Below are 17,336 nucleotides of genomic sequence, written 5' to 3'. Positions count from 1 at the left end.
CCTGCGTTCACGGATAGCGAAATTTGCTTCGCTATCGCTCCATCCTTGAGTTCGCCAGCTCCCTCCAGCGAAATCGCCTTCGCTATTTTGCGAAGGCGCTTCGCTATCGCTCCATCCTTGAGTTCGTCGGCTCCCTCCAGCGAAATTGCCTTCGCTATTTTGCGAAGGTGCTTCGCTGCATGCCATAGCCATGCCTCGCACCCTACGCACAACCACTTTTTAGAGAAGATACAGCACTCCTGCATATAGCTGACCCTTTTCCTGCCGGTCTATCTCCCTCACTTTCTCCCCCCTCCCACCTCTCACGCATCAACAAATACCCGCGATTCATTCGCTCCCCGACAAACACCCACGCCAATTGTGACAGGCATGCATATCTTATAGTGTACTCAATACGTGAGGAGGTGCATTTCAAAATGTCCGGTTACGTAGGTGGTGCTTTTTCGAACACGGGAGTTATTCTGGTTCTCTTCATCCTCTTGGTGATTATCGCTTGCAGCTGCGGTTTGGGCGGCTGGAACAAAGGCTGCTAAGTTAATCCCTTCCATTTGCCCTAGTGATTGCACCAGCTCATACAGAAAAACGACCCGCTATCGCACGCCAAACCTATAAACGCTTATACGCTTCCATTGACTATTCCAAATTACAAAAGACCCTGCGGAGGGTCTTTTGTTCGTCCACTGTTTATAAAATCGTTTGACTTTTCCGTCATTTTTCATTATGATAGCTGACATTACCTGAATAGCGAATGTCGACGAACGGGACAGTAGTCTGCTCCTGTCATATCAAGCGAGCCGGGATGGTGGGAGCCGGTTATGACCGAATGGATGAAGCGGACCCGGGAGATGGCTTGCCGAATACGAGCGCAGCGTTAATTCGCAGCGTCACTGTCGTAGGCTAGCCCGGTTCAGTACCGTTACAACGGCGAGATGCCCCTATGATGCTGCCAGCAAATGCATCATTCGGACAATTAGAGTGGTACCGCGGGAATTTAACCCCGTCTCTTCTGAGACGGGGTTTTTATGCGTTCATTTTACCGTACAGGAGGTCGTTCCCATTGTTAAAAAAACGTATTGCACAACAACTGGCATCCAGTCTGCCGCTTAGTGAAGAGGAAATTTTTCAGGCGCTTGAGGTGCCTGCACATGAAGCTCATGGCGACTTGGCGCTTCCTTGTTTTATTTTGTCCCGGAAGCTCAAGCTGAGCCCGCAGCAAATCGCTGCCGAGTGGGCGCCCAAGCTGGCGAGCGATTACTGGGAAGCTGAAGCAGCCGGCCCGTATTTGAATTTTAAGCTGAATCGTTCGCTCGTAATGGAGCAATATATGTCGGGCAGCCGGAACGGAGCCGGATTTACGGCAGCACCTGACATCGGACAAGGCAAGCGAGTCATCATCGATATGTCCTCCCCGAACATTGCGAAGCCGTTTGGCATCGGCCATTTGCGGTCGACGATGATCGGCAACGCTTTATACCATATTTTGAGCAAGGTCGGGTACGATACGGTCAACGTCAATCACTTGGGCGATTGGGGCACGCAATTCGGCAAGCAAATCGTCGCTTACTTGGAGTGGGGCGATGATGCGGCAATTGCTGCCGATCCGATCAAAGCGTACTTGTCTCTGTATGTAAAATTTCATCAGGAATCCGAAAGCCGCCCTGAATTAGAGCTGCAAGCGAGAGAATGGTTTGCCAAGCTGGAAGCCGGCGACGAGACCGCGCTGAATTACTGGAATAAGTTCATTACCGACAGCAAGAAGGAGTTTCAGCGGCTGTACGACAGGCTAGGCGTCCGCTTCGACCATGTGCTGGGGGAAAGCTTTTACAACGATAAAATGGACGCTGTCGCAGAAGAACTGGAACGGCTGGGATTGCTGGAGGAAAGCGACGGTGCGATGGTCGTTCGGCTGGATGAAGAAGGACTGCCGCCATGCATGATCCGCAAATCTGACGGCTCTTCGATTTATGCAACCCGTGATCTGGCTACCGCCTTGTATCGGCACGATGTGATGGGCGGCGACAGGCTGCTCTATGTCGTAGGCTCCGAGCAAACGCTGCATTTCCGCCAAATTGCGCTGGTACTGGAGCGGATGGGCAAGCCTTGGGCGAAGCAGCTGCAGCATGTACCGTTTGGCTTGATGCGGATGAATGGGCAAAAGATGTCCACGCGCAAAGGAAAAGTCGTATTTCTGGAAGAGGTGCTCGATGAGGCGGTACAGCATGCGCTGCAAAAAATCGAGGAAAAAAATCCGGATTTGGCCGATAAGCGGGACGTTGCGGAAGCTATTGGCATCGGTGCAGTCGTATTCGCCGATCTGCTTCATTCCCGTATATTGAACGTCGACTTTAACCTGGCGGACACGGTCAATTTCGAAGGCGAGACTGGCCCGTATGTTCAATACGCCTACGCCAGAATCCAGCGTCTGCTGTCACGTGCCGAGCTTGAGTACGGACAGCAGCAGGCGGCGGAAGCCGCAGCGTATTCATTCCAAGAAGCTGCAGATGATTATAGCTGGCAGCTGTTCAAGCACCTTATCGCTTATCCTGAGGCGCTGGTACAAGCGGCCGAGCGCAGCGAGCCTTCTGTGCTCGCAAGATATTTGATCGAGTGCGCGCAGGCTTTTAACCGTTTTTACCGCCATCAGCGGATTTTTACGGAAAACAACGCCGAAAGAACCGCTAAGCTCGAGCTAGTAAAAGCAGCTGGAGCCTGCCTGGAGGAAGGTTTGCATCTGCTCGGCATCCGCACGCCGGCTGAAATTTAAATGGAAAGCGGGAGGCCTCTCGAAGGCCTCCCGCTGCACCAAAGTTTATTGAGCCGTATAACCGCCATCAACAAGCAAAGTAGTCCCGGTGACGAAGGAGGCATCCTCGCTCGCCAGAAACAATACCGCTTTGGCGATCTCCTCCGGCTTTCCGAGCCGGCCAATGGGATGAAGGCTGATCAAATGCTGCCTGATTGCATCGTTCATGCCTGCCAGCAGAGGCGTGTCGATATAGCCTGGACATACCGCGTTGACGCGGATGCCCTTGGACGCATAATCGATGCCAAGCGTCTGCGTAAGCAGCTTCACGCCGCCCTTGGCCGCTGCATAAGCCGTTACCGAGCCTTTGCCCACATGGCTGTGGATGGAGCCGCAATTAACGATAGCGCCGCCGGTGCCCTGTTTTAACATCTGCTCAATCACATACTTGTCGCTGAGAAAAACACCTGTAAGATTAATATCCACCGTGCGCTGCCAAGCCTCCGGGCTTAGCTCATGACCAGGCGCATCCTTCGCGATACCCGCATTGGCGAATAAAATATCGATACGGCCGTATTTGCGAACCGTCTCCTCTACCATCCTCTGTATGTCGTCACTCTTCGTTACGTCTGTTTTGACGAACAGCGCATCATGTCCAGCGCCGTTCAGCTCTTCCGCCAGCTGTTGTCCCTGATCGGAAAAATCAGCAATGACCGCCTTCGCGCCTTCCTTTACAAACAGCTTGACGGTTTCCGCGCCGATGCCGCTCGCTCCACCTGTAATAATGGCTACTTTATCCTTTAATCTCACGTTTGCCCCGCCTCCAGAACCTATAGTTACACCTGTCAGATTATGTCCAGACGATGCAATAAATACTCGGAGAGGGAACATATTACTATATGTGCTGTAAGCTGCTTTTTCAAAAGCTACTGCTTTTCCATCAGCTGTCTCAGCTTAAACTCTGTGGAAGACTCCGGGGCAGGCGTATAAATGCTGCAGCGCAAATCCGCGCTTCCCTGTACCTGCAGCGAAGTAAGATGAAACAGCATTTTGCCCGCCTTCGCATGACGGAACTCAATCAGCACCTCCGGTGCCGACTTCACTTCACTTTGCCTCCAAAGCCGTTCAAAGTCCGGATGTGCCGTCTTCATTTCCTCCAGAAACCGCTCATACCAGTCGTCCTCCACGTATTGCCCGTAGTAGGCTCTGAAGATCGCAAGGAAGCCGCTCGTAAAATGCTCCCAGTTCACAGCGAGACGCTGCAGCTCCTTACGGGTAAACAGCAGCCGGAGCATATTGCGCTGATCGGGCGGAATCCGTTCGAAATCGAGAAAGACATGGGCGGCGGCCTCGTTCCAGCCGACAATATCATGCCTGCGGTCGGTGATGATCGTCGGACAATTGCGCAGCTCATGCAAAATCCGCTTCAGCGATGGGCTGATCTCGGGTTGTGCCTGCCCCTCCAATGGAACCGCTTGTCCGCCCGTCTCCAGAGCCAGCGCGAATAAATATTTGCGTTCATCGACGCTAAGCTGCAAGGCGCTTGCCACGCAATCCAGCACGGATGCCGACACCCGGATATCCCGTCCCTGTTCCAGCCAGGTGTACCAAGTAGTACTTACCCCGGCCAGTTGAGCGACCTCCTCCCGGCGCAAACCAGGGGTTCTCCGGCGGGTTCCTGCCGCCAGTCCAACCGACTCTGGTGCGATTTTGGATCGCTGCTGCTTCAAAAAGGCGGATAACGCCTGAAGTCTCGTTTGCTGATTCATTTGCTGATCCCACCCTTACATACTTTATCCTAGTAGTCATTATACTATTATAATCTACAACTTGTAATAGGATATCAAACATGACAAGATAGCATCTAAGAATGAGTCAGCTTGGATGATTTGAAGGAGGAATATAGATGGAAAGAGTCGTCATTACGGGCATGGGAGTGCTCTCCCCCCTTGGCAATACAGTAGATCGCTTCTGGGAAGGACTGCGGAAAGGCGAGTCGGGCATTACAAAAATTGATACGTTCGACGTATCCCGGCATAAATCGCAAATTGCGGGTCTCGTGCGAGACTTCGATGCGGAGGCTGTGTTTGGCAAAAAAGAAGCGCGGAAAATGGACCGTTTCTGCCAGCTGGCACTGGCCGCAACTGAGCAGGCATGGAAGGATTCCGGCTTGGGAGCGCCTGATTCGCCTCTCGATTATGAGCGCCTTGGCGTTTACGTCGGCTCAGGTGTCGGGGGCATTCAGACGCTGCTCGATCAGTCCGATGTTCTTCGCGGACGCGGACCAGAGCGGGTAAGCCCGACGCTGGTGCCGCTCATGATCTCCAACATGGCTGCTGCAATGATCAGCATCAAATACGGCGCAATGGGTCCTACACTCTCGCCGGTAACGGCATGCTCCATCGGCAATACTTCGATCGGGGAGGCGGCAAGGCTCATTCGCCTTGGCGGAGCCGACGCGGTAATCGCAGGCGGCACGGAGGCTGCCGTTGTTGATATTTCGCTTGCCAGCTTTAGCAATGCGACGGCACTTTCTACGCGCAATGATGATCCCGCTCATGCCAGCCGTCCTTTCGACGCAGGCCGTGACGGCTTCGTTATGGCGGAAGGTGCAGGCATTCTGATTCTGGAGTCTCTCTCTCACGCCCAAAAGCGCAACGCTCATATTTATGCTGAAGTGATTGGCTACGGTGCCAGCTCCGACGCTTATCATATGGTCGCGACTCATCCCGAAGGAATCGGCGCCTATCAGGCGATGCGCGCTGCCCTTGCCGACGCAGGCATCCGTCCTGACGAAGTGGACGTCATAAGCGCTCACGCAACGAGCACTGTTGTCGGGGACAAATCCGAGACTGCAGCGATCAAAAAACTGTTCGGCGAGCATGCTTACCGGATTCCCGTCACCGCCAACAAATCGATGACGGGCCATCTTCTCGGCGCTTCTAGTGCCGCAGAAGCTGTTGCACTCGTCAAGTCGATGCAGCATAACCTCATCCCGCCGACGATTAATTTGGAGGAAGCGGATCCTTATTGCGATCTGGACTATGTCCCGGGCGTAGCACGTGAAGCTGAATTGACGATTGGGCTTTCCAACTCATTTGGCTTCGGCGGCCATAACGCCGTTATCGTGCTGAAAAAATTCACTTCCTAACGGGACAGATGAACTCAAGAGGCAACTATCGCGACTGTAGAAGTAAAAGTGCCTATGTGCTTACACATTCGCGGTAGTTGCACTTGCACTTGCATTTTGTCTGTACATTCAACTTACCTTACGAACACCTCTGCAACGAATCGCCTTCGCTATTTAACGAAGACGATTTCGCTGTAGAACGCTGCTGCAGCTAATCTTATTAGCAGAGCGAAGCTACTTTCGCTAACCGTGAACCTAGGTTCGCGAGTAGCGAAAACAGCTTCGCAAATGAGTAAATCCCTGCCTTTTTCAACCCAAACAACGAATTTTACTTCGTTAATTTGCGAAGCTGTTTCGCTAGGCTTTTAACCCAATTTCTGCACCTTCACCATTTCTTTCAACTCTCTTCTGTAACGAATCGCCTTCGCTATTTAACGAAGGCGATTTCGCTGCAGAACGCTGCTGCAGCTAATCTTATTTGCAGAGCGAACCTATTTTCGCTAACCATGAACCCAGGTTCACGAGTAGCGAAAGCAGCTTCGCAAATGAGTAAATCCCTGCCTTTTTCAACCTAAACAACGAATTTTACTTCGTTAATTTGCGAAGCTGCTTCGCTAGGCTTTTAACCCAATGTCTGCACCTTCACCATTTATTTCAACTCTCTTCTGTAACGAACCACCTTCGCTATTTAACGAAGGCAATTTCGCAGTAGAACGCTGCTGCAGCTAATCTTATTTGCAGTGCGAACCTATTTTCGCTAACCATGAACCCAGGTTCGCGAGTAGCAAAAGCAGCTTCGCAAATGAGTAAATCCCTGCCTGTTTTAACCCAAACAGCGAATTTTACTTCGTTATTTTGCGAAGCTGCTTCGCTAGGCATTTAACCAACTGTCTGCACCTTCACCACTTCTTTCAACTCTCTTCTGTAACGAGCCGCCTTCGCTATTTAACGAAGGCAATTTCGCTATAGAACGCTGCTGCAGCTAATCTTATTTGCAGAGCGAACCTATTTTCGCTACTCGTGAACCTAGGTTCGCGAGTAGCGAAAGCAGCTTCGCTAACCAGCATTCAGATGCCCAGCAAGCTCATGCAGCGAATTTTGCTTCGTTATTTTGCGAAGCAGCTTCGCTAATCCACATTCAGCTGCCAGCAAAAGCCCATACAGCGAACTTTGCTTCGTTATTTTGCGAAGCAGCTTCGCTAATCCACATTCAGCTGCCCAGCAAGCCCATACAGCGAATTTTTCTTCGCTATTTTGCGAAGCAGCTTCGCTAACTGACCCTCGCCCTTACACCGAACCGCCGCACAAAAAAAAAAGAAACGGCTTCGTCCATCGGGACGGAGCCGTTTCTGCCGTTAAGCGTCTAAAGTGACAATTAGCCTCTCAGCGAAGCCGGGATCAGGTCTTGATCGGTGATTTGACGTTCAAACAAATCCGCGTTTTTCTCGAAGCATCCGCAGTAGTAGTCCTTCCGGCAAAGCGGGCAAGGCACATTCAACATGCGGGTAACGCCAGTCAGTTTCCACTCTGGAGTGCTGCTGTAGAACAACCGCGCTCTGGAACCGTCGCCAAGCGTCATAATGTACTGGAACAAACCGGATTTCAAGTCTTTGTCCGCCAAGGTTACATTCTTAATTTGCAGTTTCGAATTCAAGATTTTCACCCTTACTGTTCATTATTCACGATTGTGTAATAATACCCTTAATAACGCCCCAAGTCAATATTTGCGCTGATTTTGAGCCCTCCGACACGCCCGGTTGATGTTTCCAGTCCACTATCGGTATAATAATAAATGTATCTAAAAAAATAACAGTTAGCAGTTTTTCATCATAGGAGGTGCTTGATCATGATCAAATTAGGTATATTGGATCAATCTCATATCGGGGAAGGCCAGCAAGCCGCTGATGCGCTTGCCGATACGACGAGACTGGCTCAGGAAGTCGAAAAGCTGGGCTACAGCCGCTATTGGATCTCCGAGCATCATGCCGGCAAAATGCTTTCCTTCTCCACTCCGGAAATATTGATCGCTCATCTGGCGAATGCGACGGAACGAATCCGCCTAGGCTCAGGTGGCGTCATGCTCCCTCATTATAGTGCTTACAAACTCGCTGAAAACTTTAAGCTGCTGGCAGCGCTGTATCCCGGCCGGATCGATGCCGGCTTCGGCCGCGCACCTGGCGGTATGCCGCTAGCGACGAGAGCGCTGCAAGAAAATAAGTTCGTCGACATTAACAAATATCCGCAGCAGATTATGGACTTCGTCGGCTATTTGAACGGCAAGCTGCCGGAGGGCCATCCTTTCTCCGGCCTGCATGCTGCTCCTTCCATCACACAGCCGCCGGAAGTATGGCTGCTCGGTTCCAGCTTCGAGAGTGCGAGAATCGCAGCCCAGCTCGGCACCGCCTTCGCATTCGCCCAGTTTTTCGGCACGCCGGGCGGCGAAACGGCGATGAAGCATTATCAGGAGCATTTCCAGCCTTCCCCGTCTAATGACCGCCCGAAATCGATGGTCGCTGCGCTCGCTATTTGCGCGGACACCGAGGAAGAAGCAAACCAGCTTGCGCTGAGCACCGATCTATTCTTCCTGCTGCTGGAGAATGGTGTGGATCAGCATGCTTTCCCTTCGGTTCAGACGGCACTAGACTACCCGTATACGGAGAGTGATTTGTACCGGATCAACAGGGCGCGCGAACGCCGTATTATCGGCACGCCCGATCAAGTAAAGGCTGGCCTGCTCCGTCTGGCTGAGCAATACCAGGCAGACGAAGTGCTTGTCATGAGCTCGATCCATAATTTCGAGGCCAGAGTGAAATCTTATCGGCTGATAGCAGAAGCGTTTGAGCTTTCCGCCTATCAATAAACAACATAAAACCCTGCATCGCTCGCCGCCCAGGCGCGTGATGCAGGGTTTCCTATTTTCCCATGGGAGGATGATTAGATTATTGCCCAGCCGCCCGGCTCATATAACGGCGGCATACCTCCGTTGCCTCCCGCCGAAGCAGCTTTGCCTCGCAGCCCGCAGCAGCGCCTGCAAAGATACGGCTGTCCCGGAACAAACGGAGCAGCAGCTCCTTTGCCGCTTCATGCGCAAGCCGCTCGGATTGAAGCAGGCCGTAGCACAGCCGATAGCCGATTATCTCCAGCTCTCTTAACTTGTCTATTTTACGTTTCTGCTCCAATCCCACCGTCGCCGCCGCCTCTCCATAAGCGCTAAATAACTCTGCTATAAGGAAGACGACACGGGGCTGCAAAAAATAACAAACCCTAGAAAAAAATTTTTACACCATCCCAAAAGCAAACCGCCTACAGCATATGCGAACCTGCGAGCTTCTCCGGCTTTTGTACGCTGCTCCGCCCGGCTTCAAACCTTGCCGAGCCCATCCATACTGCAGCGGCTATGCCAAGCACAGCTGCCGCAACGAGAAACCAGAAGCCAAACTGCACGGACTCGCCAAGTGTGGCACGCAGAAGCTGCAGCGTCTCGGCAGGCAAGCCGGAATCGGCCTGCAGCAGCGCCTGCGGATCTGCCAGTCGTTCCACCCCGTCCGGGGAAAGCTCCAATTGCCCCGCCTTTTCCATCAAGAGGGCGGACAGACGGCTATTGACGATCGAGGTCAGCACCGCCGTGCCAAACACACCGCCGATCGAGCGGGAAAATCCGACCGTTGAGGTTGCCACTCCTTTAATCTGTTCATCGGCGCTCATGCTGACCGCCATCTGCCCGACCATCATCATGATGCCGATGCCAATGCCGATCAGCGCCATAATCAAGCGCATAAGCCAAGGGTTCACGTCATACGGCATATAGATGACCATTAGAAGGCCGGCTCCGGTAAAAAGCATCGAGAGCGCGATATTAAAGCGCCAGCTCCATCTTTTAATAAGCGAGCTGCTGAAGGTTGCCCCTATCATCACGCAGAACATAAGCGGGGTCAGTGCGCCGCCGGAATCGCCAACGTCACCGCCCAGACTTCCTTGTACGAACAAAGGAATGTAGACGAGCGCGCCGTACATCATGATACCTTGAACAAAGGTTGCCATTAGCGTACCAGATATCACTTTGCTGCGGAACAGCTCAAACGGCAAAATCGGCTCCTTCGCCCGGAGCTGTACAACCGTGAAGCATACGGCAGCAGCAGCACCGAGAGCAAGCAGTGAAATGACCCGGACCGATTGCCAGCCGTATTCCTCACCGCCCATCTTGAGTCCAAGCAAGAGAGCCAGCGTGGAGACCGACAAGAGCGCAGCTCCCGCCCAATCGACGGAGGGCTTCACCCCGGCATTCGGCTTCACGCCGGACAACAGCCGATTCATGACAAAAAAGATCGCGATGCCAAAAGGCAGGTTGATGAAAAAAATCCACCGCCAGTCCAAAAATGCCGTTATGACCGCGCCAAGCGCCGGCCCGACGACCGAGGAAAGGGCAAATACGCCCATATACAGCGTCTGATAGATGCCCGCCCGCTCTTTTGGCATAATCGAAAAGACGAGCGTGAACGTAACCGGCAGCAGAAAGCCCGCACCGATCCCTTGAATGCCCCGGTAAAGCACCAGCTGCAGCATGCTCCCCGCCACTCCGCACAAAGCAGAGCCGCCCATGAACAATAACAGTCCAAGCATGAAAAAGATTTTGCGGCCGTACAAATCCGACAGCTTGCCTGCGATCGGCATCATGACGGTCGAAGCCAGCATATAGACCGTAAACACCCATGACATATGCTCAAAGCCCTGCAGCTTGGAGACAATGGTCGGCAGCGCCGTCGAGACGATTGTCTGGTCCAGCTGGGTCAAAAATATAGTTACCAAAAGCGCTCCCATCATCCAATTAAGACGGGATTTCGAAAGCTTATCCGATTCCGTTGTCATGTTCCATCACCTGTTCCTGCTGCGCTTTAGCGGCTTCTAGCCTTTGCCGATCCATTTGGCACAACGTTTCATGTAGTCTCTCTGCGATTGCCCGGATACCCTTGCCACCGCAAATGCGCCCAGCCGGTTGAAGGCTTCCTCCAGCGTTCGCTGAAGCGATTCGGACGCCGGATTGTCCCGGATGACCCACAGACCGACAAACCGGTCGGCTACTGAAGCTGTGTCCTGTTCAAGTCCGTACAGCAGCTGAACGATCGGCTGCGGCACCTCGCCATACTTCGTGGAAGCGAATACAAACAAGCTTGCTCCATTGCGGCAATCCTCAAGCGCCTGCCCAGCATCAGCTGTCGTCTTCACTTCCCAGTCCGGCAATGCCATCATCTTATCCAGCAGCTTCATCGCTTCCGCGTTCTCGATCGTCTCCGCTGCTTCCGGCAGCAGAACGGCGACATTCTTCACCGCCTCGCCGCTTCCCGAAGCGCGGGGCTGCTGATGCTTCACCAGCACACCGCGCAGCGTAAGCTGGACCATTTGCTCCACGATCTCCGCCTGCAATTGCTCGGTCGAACCGTCTCTGCCAACAATCATCGTCAAATTATTGTGATCGCGATAGTAGAACTGATTCATCATGCCCCAGAGCGAAAAGAGCAATATCGTCTCATTCACATTCGCATCTACGATGCCAGCCTGCTTCCACTCCTTGAACAGCTGCGTCTTGTCGAGAAAATCCTCGACCCAGGTGGAGGATGCATATTTATTGAACAGCTCCCCGCCCTCCAGCGCCTCCCAATGAAAAATTTTGTACAGGTTCGGCATCTGGCACTTGAGCTCATAATGCACTTTAATATATTCCCGGATGATAGATTCCGGCTCCAGGCCGTCCCACGAGATCGACCGCACGTACTGCTCCCAATGCTGAAACAGCCGCGCCAGCACCTCCTGATAAAGCTTTTCCTTCGAGTCAAAATAATAATGAATCATCGCCTGATTGACTTCCGCCTTCAAGGCAATTTCGCTAATCCGCGTGCCGGCAAAGCTGTTCCTGGCGAACAGCTCCTCGGCCGCATTTAGAATCCGTTCCTGCACCGTCGTTTTTCCTTCTTCTGTACCGATCAATTGCGACAATAGCGCTCCTCCATTCCTTATTTAACGGCTATCCCGCACGGCTGTATCTCCCTGCTGCTGGCCATCCGCGGAATCCCGTTTCCTCTAAGGAAAGGAGCGGAGCGGCTACAGCACCCGGGATAATCCGCAGCGCGACCGTTCAATCCAGCCGGCTACGACAGACGGCAGCTCATCGAATTGCGAGTCCAGCACATACAAGCCTTGAGTTGGACAGCTTGCACCCATTTCAACCAGCAAAGGCCTCATGGCATGCTCAACTGCCAAGCTGTGATGGGGCGACCCCCCTACCATAACCGGCACTGCTATTTTTCCTGCCAATCCATTCTGGGGAATCTGATCTGCGAACAGCTTCAGAAGCCCGGTGTAAGTTGCTTTATAGGTAGGACTCACGAATAGCAGAATGTCCGCACCCGCTGCCAGTTCAACCAGCTTGCCCGCCTGAGGATTTCCCCACTGTACCAAGGCGCCGGCATAATCGGCCAAATCAATGACCAGCTGCTCCGCGGAGCGGCCTTGCTCCGATGCCAGAACCGAAAGCTGCGACACGGCTTCCACGGCGATATGATACGTTTTCGATAACGGTTTCGGATTTCCTACAATCGCTGTAATTTGCAAGTGATTATGCTCCTATGCCATTCAATTTTTCGTATTTTCCCTTGTAAAATAGCAGCGGCTCCGTCGCGTCCGCTTCCTCATGGATGCGCACGCTCTCGCCCAGCAAAATCATATGATCGCCGCCCTGCACCGCTTCCTTCACGATACATTCCACGCTGACCAGACAGCCGGAGAGAACCGGGACGCCTGTCTCCCCCGTTGAATAAGCAATACCTTCGAATTTCTCCGAGCCGCCTTTTCTAGCAAATGCGCGGGATAACGTCTCCTGATTGCCGGCCAAAATATTCACGCCATATTTGCCAGAAGCGAGCAGCTTCGTCAGCGTATCGCTCTTGTTATCGACGCAAATCAATACCATCGGCGGGTCGAGCGACAGTGAAGTGAACGCATTGGCCGTCATGCCAAGCGGATTTCCCGCTTCATCCACCGTCGTAATAACCGTTACTCCCGTTGCAAACTTGCCCATTGTGCTTCTCCAATTCATCGCATCCATTTAGTCGGCCTCCTTGCCGGGATTAGGGTGTGTCTGATTGCAAATTTGCCATGCGGTAACCGCGTAGGCAACAGCCGCATCAACCATATCGTCCACGGTCGGGCGAAAACGGCTTGGTCCGTACGTTACGGCCGGTATATGGTACATATTGAACACATTATGATCCCGCCACATGCTGGAATAGATCGGATGGGCGATCTCCGTCTCGCCTCTGCCAGCGGCTGTACTCGCCGTACCGATGGCTGCTTTCAACGGCTGCACCTGCTCCGCATCCGCCTCAAAGCCTTGACGGTAAACGATCGGCTCGATTTTTCCTTCGAAGCCTTCTTGAAAGAGCACCTTTTCAAGCTGCCGCTGAACGTCGGCCACCGATTGCCGGGGCGTCAAATTCACTTCCAAATAGACGGCACATACTTCGCTCCCGCTGCCCATTAGATGCGGGTCGCCGCCCCGGATCGCTGCGATTTGCACCTTCGGTACGGCTGTGCCTCCCGGTGCATGATACGTGTTCTCCTTCTCGTAGACGACAGCCCATTGCTGTATCGCTTCGATTAGCGGAGCGACCATGACGAGCGGACTGGGGTGGTCTCGAAGCAAAGGCGGATGCTCCAGCAGAGGCGTAAATACATCTTCGCCATAAAGGTCGATGCGGAAATTGACATGGCCGCAGGACAGCCAAGAGATGCCGAAATCCGTCCCTTCCGCCGCAATTGCATAATCGGGAGCAACCCCGCCATGCGTCATCATATATTGCGCGCCGATTTCTTTGCCATGATAGATCGGGCCCTGAAATTCCTCCACATGCTCCGGGCCGATCTCAGCGGGACAAGCGGTCAAGTAAAGCGATCCAGCCAGCGGCAACCCTGCTTTCTTGAGCGCTTTGGCCGCCATGAGGAAGCAGGCCATCGGGCCCCGGTCATTCTCAACGGGACGGCCGGAGAACACACCGTTCTCCAGCCGCGCCTCGAGCCATTCCGGGCGTTCAACGGAGCCAGGCCGGTACTTCCAGCTGTCCCGCCAATTGTATTGAGGGCCCTCGGTATCCAGATGGCTCGTGAACAACAGGTTTTTGCCTTCGCCCGGCCTATCGCCGCCGATTTTACCGATGACGTTGAAGCGGTCTTCGACCATACCTACTCGCTTGGGAGTGAAGCCTTCGTTTTGCATCCATTCGTAGACGTAATCGCCAGCCGCCTTCTCAAATCCGGCCGGACTTGGAATATTGCAAAGCTCCAGTATAAGGGCCGTCAATTCCTCCCGGTCGACATGGCTTCGAATGACATCAGCAGCCTCTTCCAAAGTGAGCCGCGATAAATCGTTCTGCTGCTGCGAATTATTCATATAAGCCCTCTCCATCCCATTCAACATTTAACATTTGAATCACATCGTTTATTGCTCTAGTCTGCCTTTTCCCAGCCTGCCAGTACCTCTTCCGTCGTCAGCAGCGTCGCAAAGTTCAAGCCTAATGACTTCAGCGACGCTTCATGCAGATCGGGCTCATAGGCAGCACATGCATCGGATGCGACGAATACTTCGTAATCACGCATGAAGCCGTCTCTCACCGTCGAGTCGACACAGCATTCGGTTGTCACGCCCGTTACGACAAGACTTACGATACCCGCAGCCGACAGCATCAACTGCAGATTCGTGTCTGCAAAACCGCTGTAGCGCTGCTTATCCACAATCCGGTCGCCAGGCTGCGGAAATACTCGGTAGTAATCTGCCCCTGCGGTATCTTTACGGCATACAGCCGCTCCCTCCGGGCCGATGCCCTGCCGCGCATATAAGGCCAGCAGCGCTTTCGAATCGGTCTCCGGCATCGTCACGAGCCGGATAAAGATGACCGGAACGCCGCTGCGCCGCGCGGATGTGGCCAGCCGTTCAATGCGGTCGACTGCGGGATCGATCGTGGATAAATCCACGCCGAAGCCCGCCATCTTGCCGTCCGCTGCGCAAAAGTCGTTCTGAACATCCACGATCAGCAGCGCCGTTTGCCCCTTTGGCACAGTGCTGTCCATTACTTCGTACCTCTTAATGCAGGCAGCACTTGCTTGCCGAAGTAAGCAAGATCCTCAATATAATCCGGGAACGTCAGCATCATGCCGTCAATGCCTGTCACTTCTATAATTTCGCGAATTCTTGCCACAATCGTCTCCAAGCTTCCGGAGATCGTCTCGCACATAAATGCGCTTTTGGCACGCGCGACCATCGAATTCTCGCGGCCGTCCGGCTCCAGGCCATAGCTTCTCAGCATGCCTTTAATCGCTCCGATATCCGCGCCTTCCTGATACTGCTTCATCCGCTCATCAGCCAGTTCATCGGTTTCCTCAGGCACGATGGAGAACATCGCATACGTTTTGATCGTCTTGTTCCGCTCAGCCGCCATTTCCTTCGCGCGGCGGCTGACGGCTGCCAGCTCCTCCAGATCGCGTCCGCCGATAAAGCAGGCATCGCCTTCCTCAATAGTGAAGCCCATCCCCTTCTCAGACTGTCCTGCACAGATGATCTCAGGACGCGGCTTTTGCCGCGGCTTCGGATTGGACGTACAGTCGTTCAGCTTGAAATATTCGCCTTCGTGAGTGACCGAATCCTCGCTCCACAGGCGCTTGACAGCCTGCATCCATTCCCGTGCCAGATCATAGCGTTGATCATGATCGAGGTGCTCCGGCCACATGCCCATTTGTGAAAACTCACCGGCATAAGAGCCGGAGACGACGTTCATGCCGACGCGTCCATTACTGATCTGATCCAGCGTCGCGAACATTTTGGCCGCTACCGCAGGGTTGAACAGCAGCGTATGAACCGTCGCATAAATTTTTACGCGGGAGGTTGCTTCAGCGAGACCAGCCATCATCGTCATCGATTCCAGCGAAGTGCCCCAATGGTCAGTCGTACCGCCGTAGCCCTTCCATTTTGCCATCGACATAATGAAATCGAGGCCGTTCTCCTCAGCAATAATTGCTGCGCTGCGGTTCAGCTCATAGCTGCCGTCCAGCCGCGGGGAGGTTTCGGAAATGATCCATCCGCCGTTCGTAACCGGCAGGAATACGCCAAAATCAATCTCGTTATAATTAATAGCTGTCGTCATATCTTCTTCACTCCAATGAATTTAGTAGTCGTATCAAGAGAACCGGATTAAAGATTATGGCCAAATCAGCGTTTCACCGTTATAAATACTTTCAATAAACAAATTGTCCATTACATCACTGGCGCTTATCTTTTTGGTAATTACCTTGGAGGCGGACAGCATGTCGATCTCCCGCTGCCATTGCTCGCTCGTTTGGACGGCGACGCCTTTCCCTTTCAGACGTGAAGTCTCCACGATCTCCCGCTCAACCTTCCAGCGGTTCGTCTCCGCCTTCAAATCATACGTCGATTGGGAACGGCCTTGCAGCACCTTCAGCGCCTCGTCGGGATTAGCCACCGCGTAGTCATGCGCCTTGGAGACGGCACGAAGGAAATCCTCTACCGCGCCCGGATGCTTTTTCGCAAAATCATTGTTGGCGGCAATAACGCCAAAGGAGGTCTCGGCACCAAATTGGCCGGGATCGATCAATCTTACTTTTTTACCCGCCTGCTCCATAATGTAAGGCTCATTCGATTTGTACACCGTCAGCGCATCGACCTTGCCTTGGCTCAGCACAGTCGGATCATAACCGACCGATACTCCTTTTACCTTCAGCGGATCGACGCCCGACTTCTCGAACATCGCCGAAATGTTAGCCGGAAGCGCGCCATGAAAGCCCAGCGTTTTGCCCTCCAGATCCTTCGGTTCTTTAATGCCTGAATCATCCATAACCATAATTGCGCTTGTTCCCGTTGCGCCAAATGTCGCTACTCCTTTAATCGGAGCGCCATTCGCTACGGATTGAATGACAAGGCTTGGTACGCCTGCACTTGCCAGCTGAGCTTGCCCGGCTGCCAGAAATTTCATGCCTTCCGAATCCAGTCCCGGCATAATCTCGACATCCAGGCCCAGCTCTTTGAAATAGCCAAGCTCGTCTGCCATCACAGCTTCAATATCGGGAGGGGAAGCGGCATAGTAATAGCCAGTAACATAGGTGATTTTCCCGGCCTTCTTATTTTCCGCCTTGCGCGCTTCCCAATCGATCGAAGCCCCGTTCCCGCCATTATTCGTACCTGCGCTGGCAGTTGGACTTGCGGCAGGCGTGTTCTCTTTCTGCCCGCAGCCCGCGGCCACTACCATTAAGCATGCAATCAGTAACATCCACGAAATCTTTCTTTTCATCGTAAAGACCTCCACTCATCTCTATGTTTTTTTGCTAAAAACACAACGGAATGATTGCTTGCACTGCGCTAAGGGAACTTCGATACGCGCCGCGCTTGATTGCTCGCTTCTTGCT

The 17,336-nt window shown here is 53.2% G+C and carries 18 protein-coding genes and 1 other annotated feature; of the genes, 4 read left to right on the top strand and 14 right to left on the bottom strand.

The window, feature by feature from the left end; all coding sequences use genetic code 11:
* A partial coding sequence (locus tag ACFVVF_RS13480; protein WP_387810014.1) for a hypothetical protein occupies window positions 1-212 on the bottom strand: 212 nt, incomplete at its 3' end.
* 204 nt (window positions 213-416) lie between these two features.
* Here ACFVVF_RS13480 and ACFVVF_RS13475 point away from each other — a divergent pair.
* Together ACFVVF_RS13475 and argS are read left to right on the top strand one after the other, a co-directional pair.
* Complete coding sequence (locus tag ACFVVF_RS13475) at window positions 417-533, top strand: sporulation protein YjcZ (protein WP_081735345.1); 117 nt, start codon at window positions 417-419, stop codon at window positions 531-533.
* Window positions 534-745: 212 nt separating this feature from the next.
* Window positions 746-1,008, top strand: a binding site (T-box leader).
* 49 nt (window positions 1,009-1,057) lie between these two features.
* On the top strand, window positions 1,058-2,764 hold the full coding sequence (gene argS, locus ACFVVF_RS13470) for an arginine--tRNA ligase (RefSeq protein ID WP_387810011.1): 1,707 nt from the start codon (window positions 1,058-1,060) through the stop codon (window positions 2,762-2,764).
* Between the two features lie 45 nt (window positions 2,765-2,809).
* Here argS and ACFVVF_RS13465 read toward each other — a convergent pair whose 3' ends face one another.
* The gene (locus tag ACFVVF_RS13465) at window positions 2,810-3,553 is read right to left on the bottom strand and encodes an SDR family NAD(P)-dependent oxidoreductase (protein WP_387810008.1); all 744 of its coding nucleotides are present in this window, start codon (window positions 3,551-3,553) and stop codon (window positions 2,810-2,812) included.
* A gap of 116 nt (window positions 3,554-3,669) precedes the next feature.
* A complete protein-coding gene (locus tag ACFVVF_RS13460) occupies window positions 3,670-4,512 on the bottom strand; it encodes a helix-turn-helix transcriptional regulator (protein ID WP_387810005.1) in 843 nt (280 codons plus the stop codon).
* Window positions 4,513-4,649: 137 nt separating this feature from the next.
* Between ACFVVF_RS13460 and fabF the strand changes: the two genes are divergently transcribed.
* Window positions 4,650-5,894 carry a beta-ketoacyl-ACP synthase II gene (gene fabF / locus ACFVVF_RS13455; protein WP_387810002.1) on the top strand — a complete coding sequence of 415 codons (1,245 nt, stop codon included), beginning with the start codon at window positions 4,650-4,652 and terminating at the stop codon, window positions 5,892-5,894.
* Window positions 5,895-6,557: 663 nt separating this feature from the next.
* On the opposite strand, the gene ACFVVF_RS13450 is transcribed toward fabF, so the two are convergent.
* Together ACFVVF_RS13450 and ACFVVF_RS13445 are read right to left on the bottom strand one after the other, a co-directional pair.
* The gene (locus ACFVVF_RS13450) at window positions 6,558-6,752 is read right to left on the bottom strand and encodes a hypothetical protein (protein WP_387809999.1); all 195 of its coding nucleotides are present in this window, start codon (window positions 6,750-6,752) and stop codon (window positions 6,558-6,560) included.
* A 496-nt stretch (window positions 6,753-7,248) separates the two neighbouring features.
* On the bottom strand, window positions 7,249-7,527 hold the full coding sequence (locus tag ACFVVF_RS13445) for a hypothetical protein (protein WP_387809996.1): 279 nt from the start codon (window positions 7,525-7,527) through the stop codon (window positions 7,249-7,251).
* A 192-nt stretch (window positions 7,528-7,719) separates the two neighbouring features.
* Between ACFVVF_RS13445 and ACFVVF_RS13440 the strand changes: the two genes are divergently transcribed.
* Window positions 7,720-8,733, top strand: coding sequence for an LLM class flavin-dependent oxidoreductase (locus ACFVVF_RS13440; protein ID WP_387809993.1), 1,014 nt, complete (start codon window positions 7,720-7,722; stop codon window positions 8,731-8,733).
* A gap of 79 nt (window positions 8,734-8,812) precedes the next feature.
* Here the strand turns inward: ACFVVF_RS13440 and ACFVVF_RS13435 are convergent, their stop codons facing one another.
* The 9 genes from ACFVVF_RS13435 to ACFVVF_RS13395 all read right to left on the bottom strand — a co-directional run bounded on the left by ACFVVF_RS13435 (window position 8,813) and on the right by ACFVVF_RS13395 (window position 17,221).
* Window positions 8,813-9,058, bottom strand: a complete 246-nt coding sequence (locus ACFVVF_RS13435; protein WP_387809991.1) for a hypothetical protein — start codon at window positions 9,056-9,058, stop codon at window positions 8,813-8,815.
* A 118-nt stretch (window positions 9,059-9,176) separates the two neighbouring features.
* Window positions 9,177-10,739: an MFS transporter gene (locus tag ACFVVF_RS13430; protein ID WP_387809988.1), complete on the bottom strand. Its 1,563-nt coding sequence runs from the start codon at window positions 10,737-10,739 to the stop codon at window positions 9,177-9,179.
* Window positions 10,740-10,775: 36 nt separating this feature from the next.
* The gene (locus tag ACFVVF_RS13425) at window positions 10,776-11,864 is read right to left on the bottom strand and encodes a TetR/AcrR family transcriptional regulator (RefSeq protein WP_387809985.1); all 1,089 of its coding nucleotides are present in this window, start codon (window positions 11,862-11,864) and stop codon (window positions 10,776-10,778) included.
* Window positions 11,865-11,969: 105 nt separating this feature from the next.
* A complete protein-coding gene (locus ACFVVF_RS13420; RefSeq protein WP_387809982.1) occupies window positions 11,970-12,479 on the bottom strand; it encodes an NADPH-dependent FMN reductase in 510 nt (169 codons plus the stop codon).
* 4 nt (window positions 12,480-12,483) lie between these two features.
* Window positions 12,484-12,972: a flavin reductase family protein gene (locus ACFVVF_RS13415; RefSeq protein WP_387809980.1), complete on the bottom strand. Its 489-nt coding sequence runs from the start codon at window positions 12,970-12,972 to the stop codon at window positions 12,484-12,486.
* A complete protein-coding gene (locus ACFVVF_RS13410; protein WP_387809977.1) occupies window positions 12,973-14,313 on the bottom strand; it encodes a zinc-binding metallopeptidase family protein in 1,341 nt (446 codons plus the stop codon). It abuts the gene before it with no gap.
* A 56-nt stretch (window positions 14,314-14,369) separates the two neighbouring features.
* Window positions 14,370-14,990, bottom strand: a complete 621-nt coding sequence (locus tag ACFVVF_RS13405; RefSeq protein ID WP_387809974.1) for a cysteine hydrolase family protein — start codon at window positions 14,988-14,990, stop codon at window positions 14,370-14,372.
* On the bottom strand, window positions 14,990-16,060 hold the full coding sequence (locus ACFVVF_RS13400; RefSeq protein WP_387809971.1) for an LLM class flavin-dependent oxidoreductase: 1,071 nt from the start codon (window positions 16,058-16,060) through the stop codon (window positions 14,990-14,992). Before ACFVVF_RS13400 ends, ACFVVF_RS13405 begins: the two co-directional genes overlap by 1 nt.
* A 54-nt stretch (window positions 16,061-16,114) precedes the next feature.
* Window positions 16,115-17,221 carry an ABC transporter substrate-binding protein gene (locus tag ACFVVF_RS13395; RefSeq protein WP_387809969.1) on the bottom strand — a complete coding sequence of 369 codons (1,107 nt, stop codon included), beginning with the start codon at window positions 17,219-17,221 and terminating at the stop codon, window positions 16,115-16,117.
* Window positions 17,222-17,336 lie beyond the last annotated feature (115 nt).

Source organism: Paenibacillus sp. NPDC058174 (assembly GCF_042883865.1).
Classification (GTDB): domain Bacteria; phylum Bacillota; class Bacilli; order Paenibacillales; family Paenibacillaceae; genus Pristimantibacillus.
The sequence above is the reverse complement of the archived record's forward strand: the minus strand, read 5'-3'. Positions and strand labels throughout refer to the sequence as shown.

Coding starts and splice junctions, on each gene's coding strand:
- ACFVVF_RS13475 (WP_081735345.1), top strand. CDS start 417: ATGTCCGGTTACGTAGGTGGTGCTTTTTCGAACACGGGAGTTATTCTG.
- ACFVVF_RS13430 (WP_387809988.1), bottom strand. CDS start 10,739: ATGACAACGGAATCGGATAAGCTTTCGAAATCCCGTCTTAATTGGATG.
- ACFVVF_RS13395 (WP_387809969.1), bottom strand. CDS start 17,221: ATGAAAAGAAAGATTTCGTGGATGTTACTGATTGCATGCTTAATGGTA.
- ACFVVF_RS13410 (WP_387809977.1), bottom strand. CDS start 14,313: ATGAATAATTCGCAGCAGCAGAACGATTTATCGCGGCTCACTTTGGAA.
- ACFVVF_RS13440 (WP_387809993.1), top strand. CDS start 7,720: ATGATCAAATTAGGTATATTGGATCAATCTCATATCGGGGAAGGCCAG.
- fabF (WP_387810002.1), top strand. CDS start 4,650: ATGGAAAGAGTCGTCATTACGGGCATGGGAGTGCTCTCCCCCCTTGGC.
- ACFVVF_RS13400 (WP_387809971.1), bottom strand. CDS start 16,060: ATGACGACAGCTATTAATTATAACGAGATTGATTTTGGCGTATTCCTG.
- ACFVVF_RS13415 (WP_387809980.1), bottom strand. CDS start 12,972: ATGGATGCGATGAATTGGAGAAGCACAATGGGCAAGTTTGCAACGGGA.
- ACFVVF_RS13450 (WP_387809999.1), bottom strand. CDS start 6,752: ATGCCTAGCGAAGCAGCTTCGCAAAATAACGAAGTAAAATTCGCTGTT.
- ACFVVF_RS13405 (WP_387809974.1), bottom strand. CDS start 14,990: ATGGACAGCACTGTGCCAAAGGGGCAAACGGCGCTGCTGATCGTGGAT.
- ACFVVF_RS13460 (WP_387810005.1), bottom strand. CDS start 4,512: ATGAATCAGCAAACGAGACTTCAGGCGTTATCCGCCTTTTTGAAGCAG.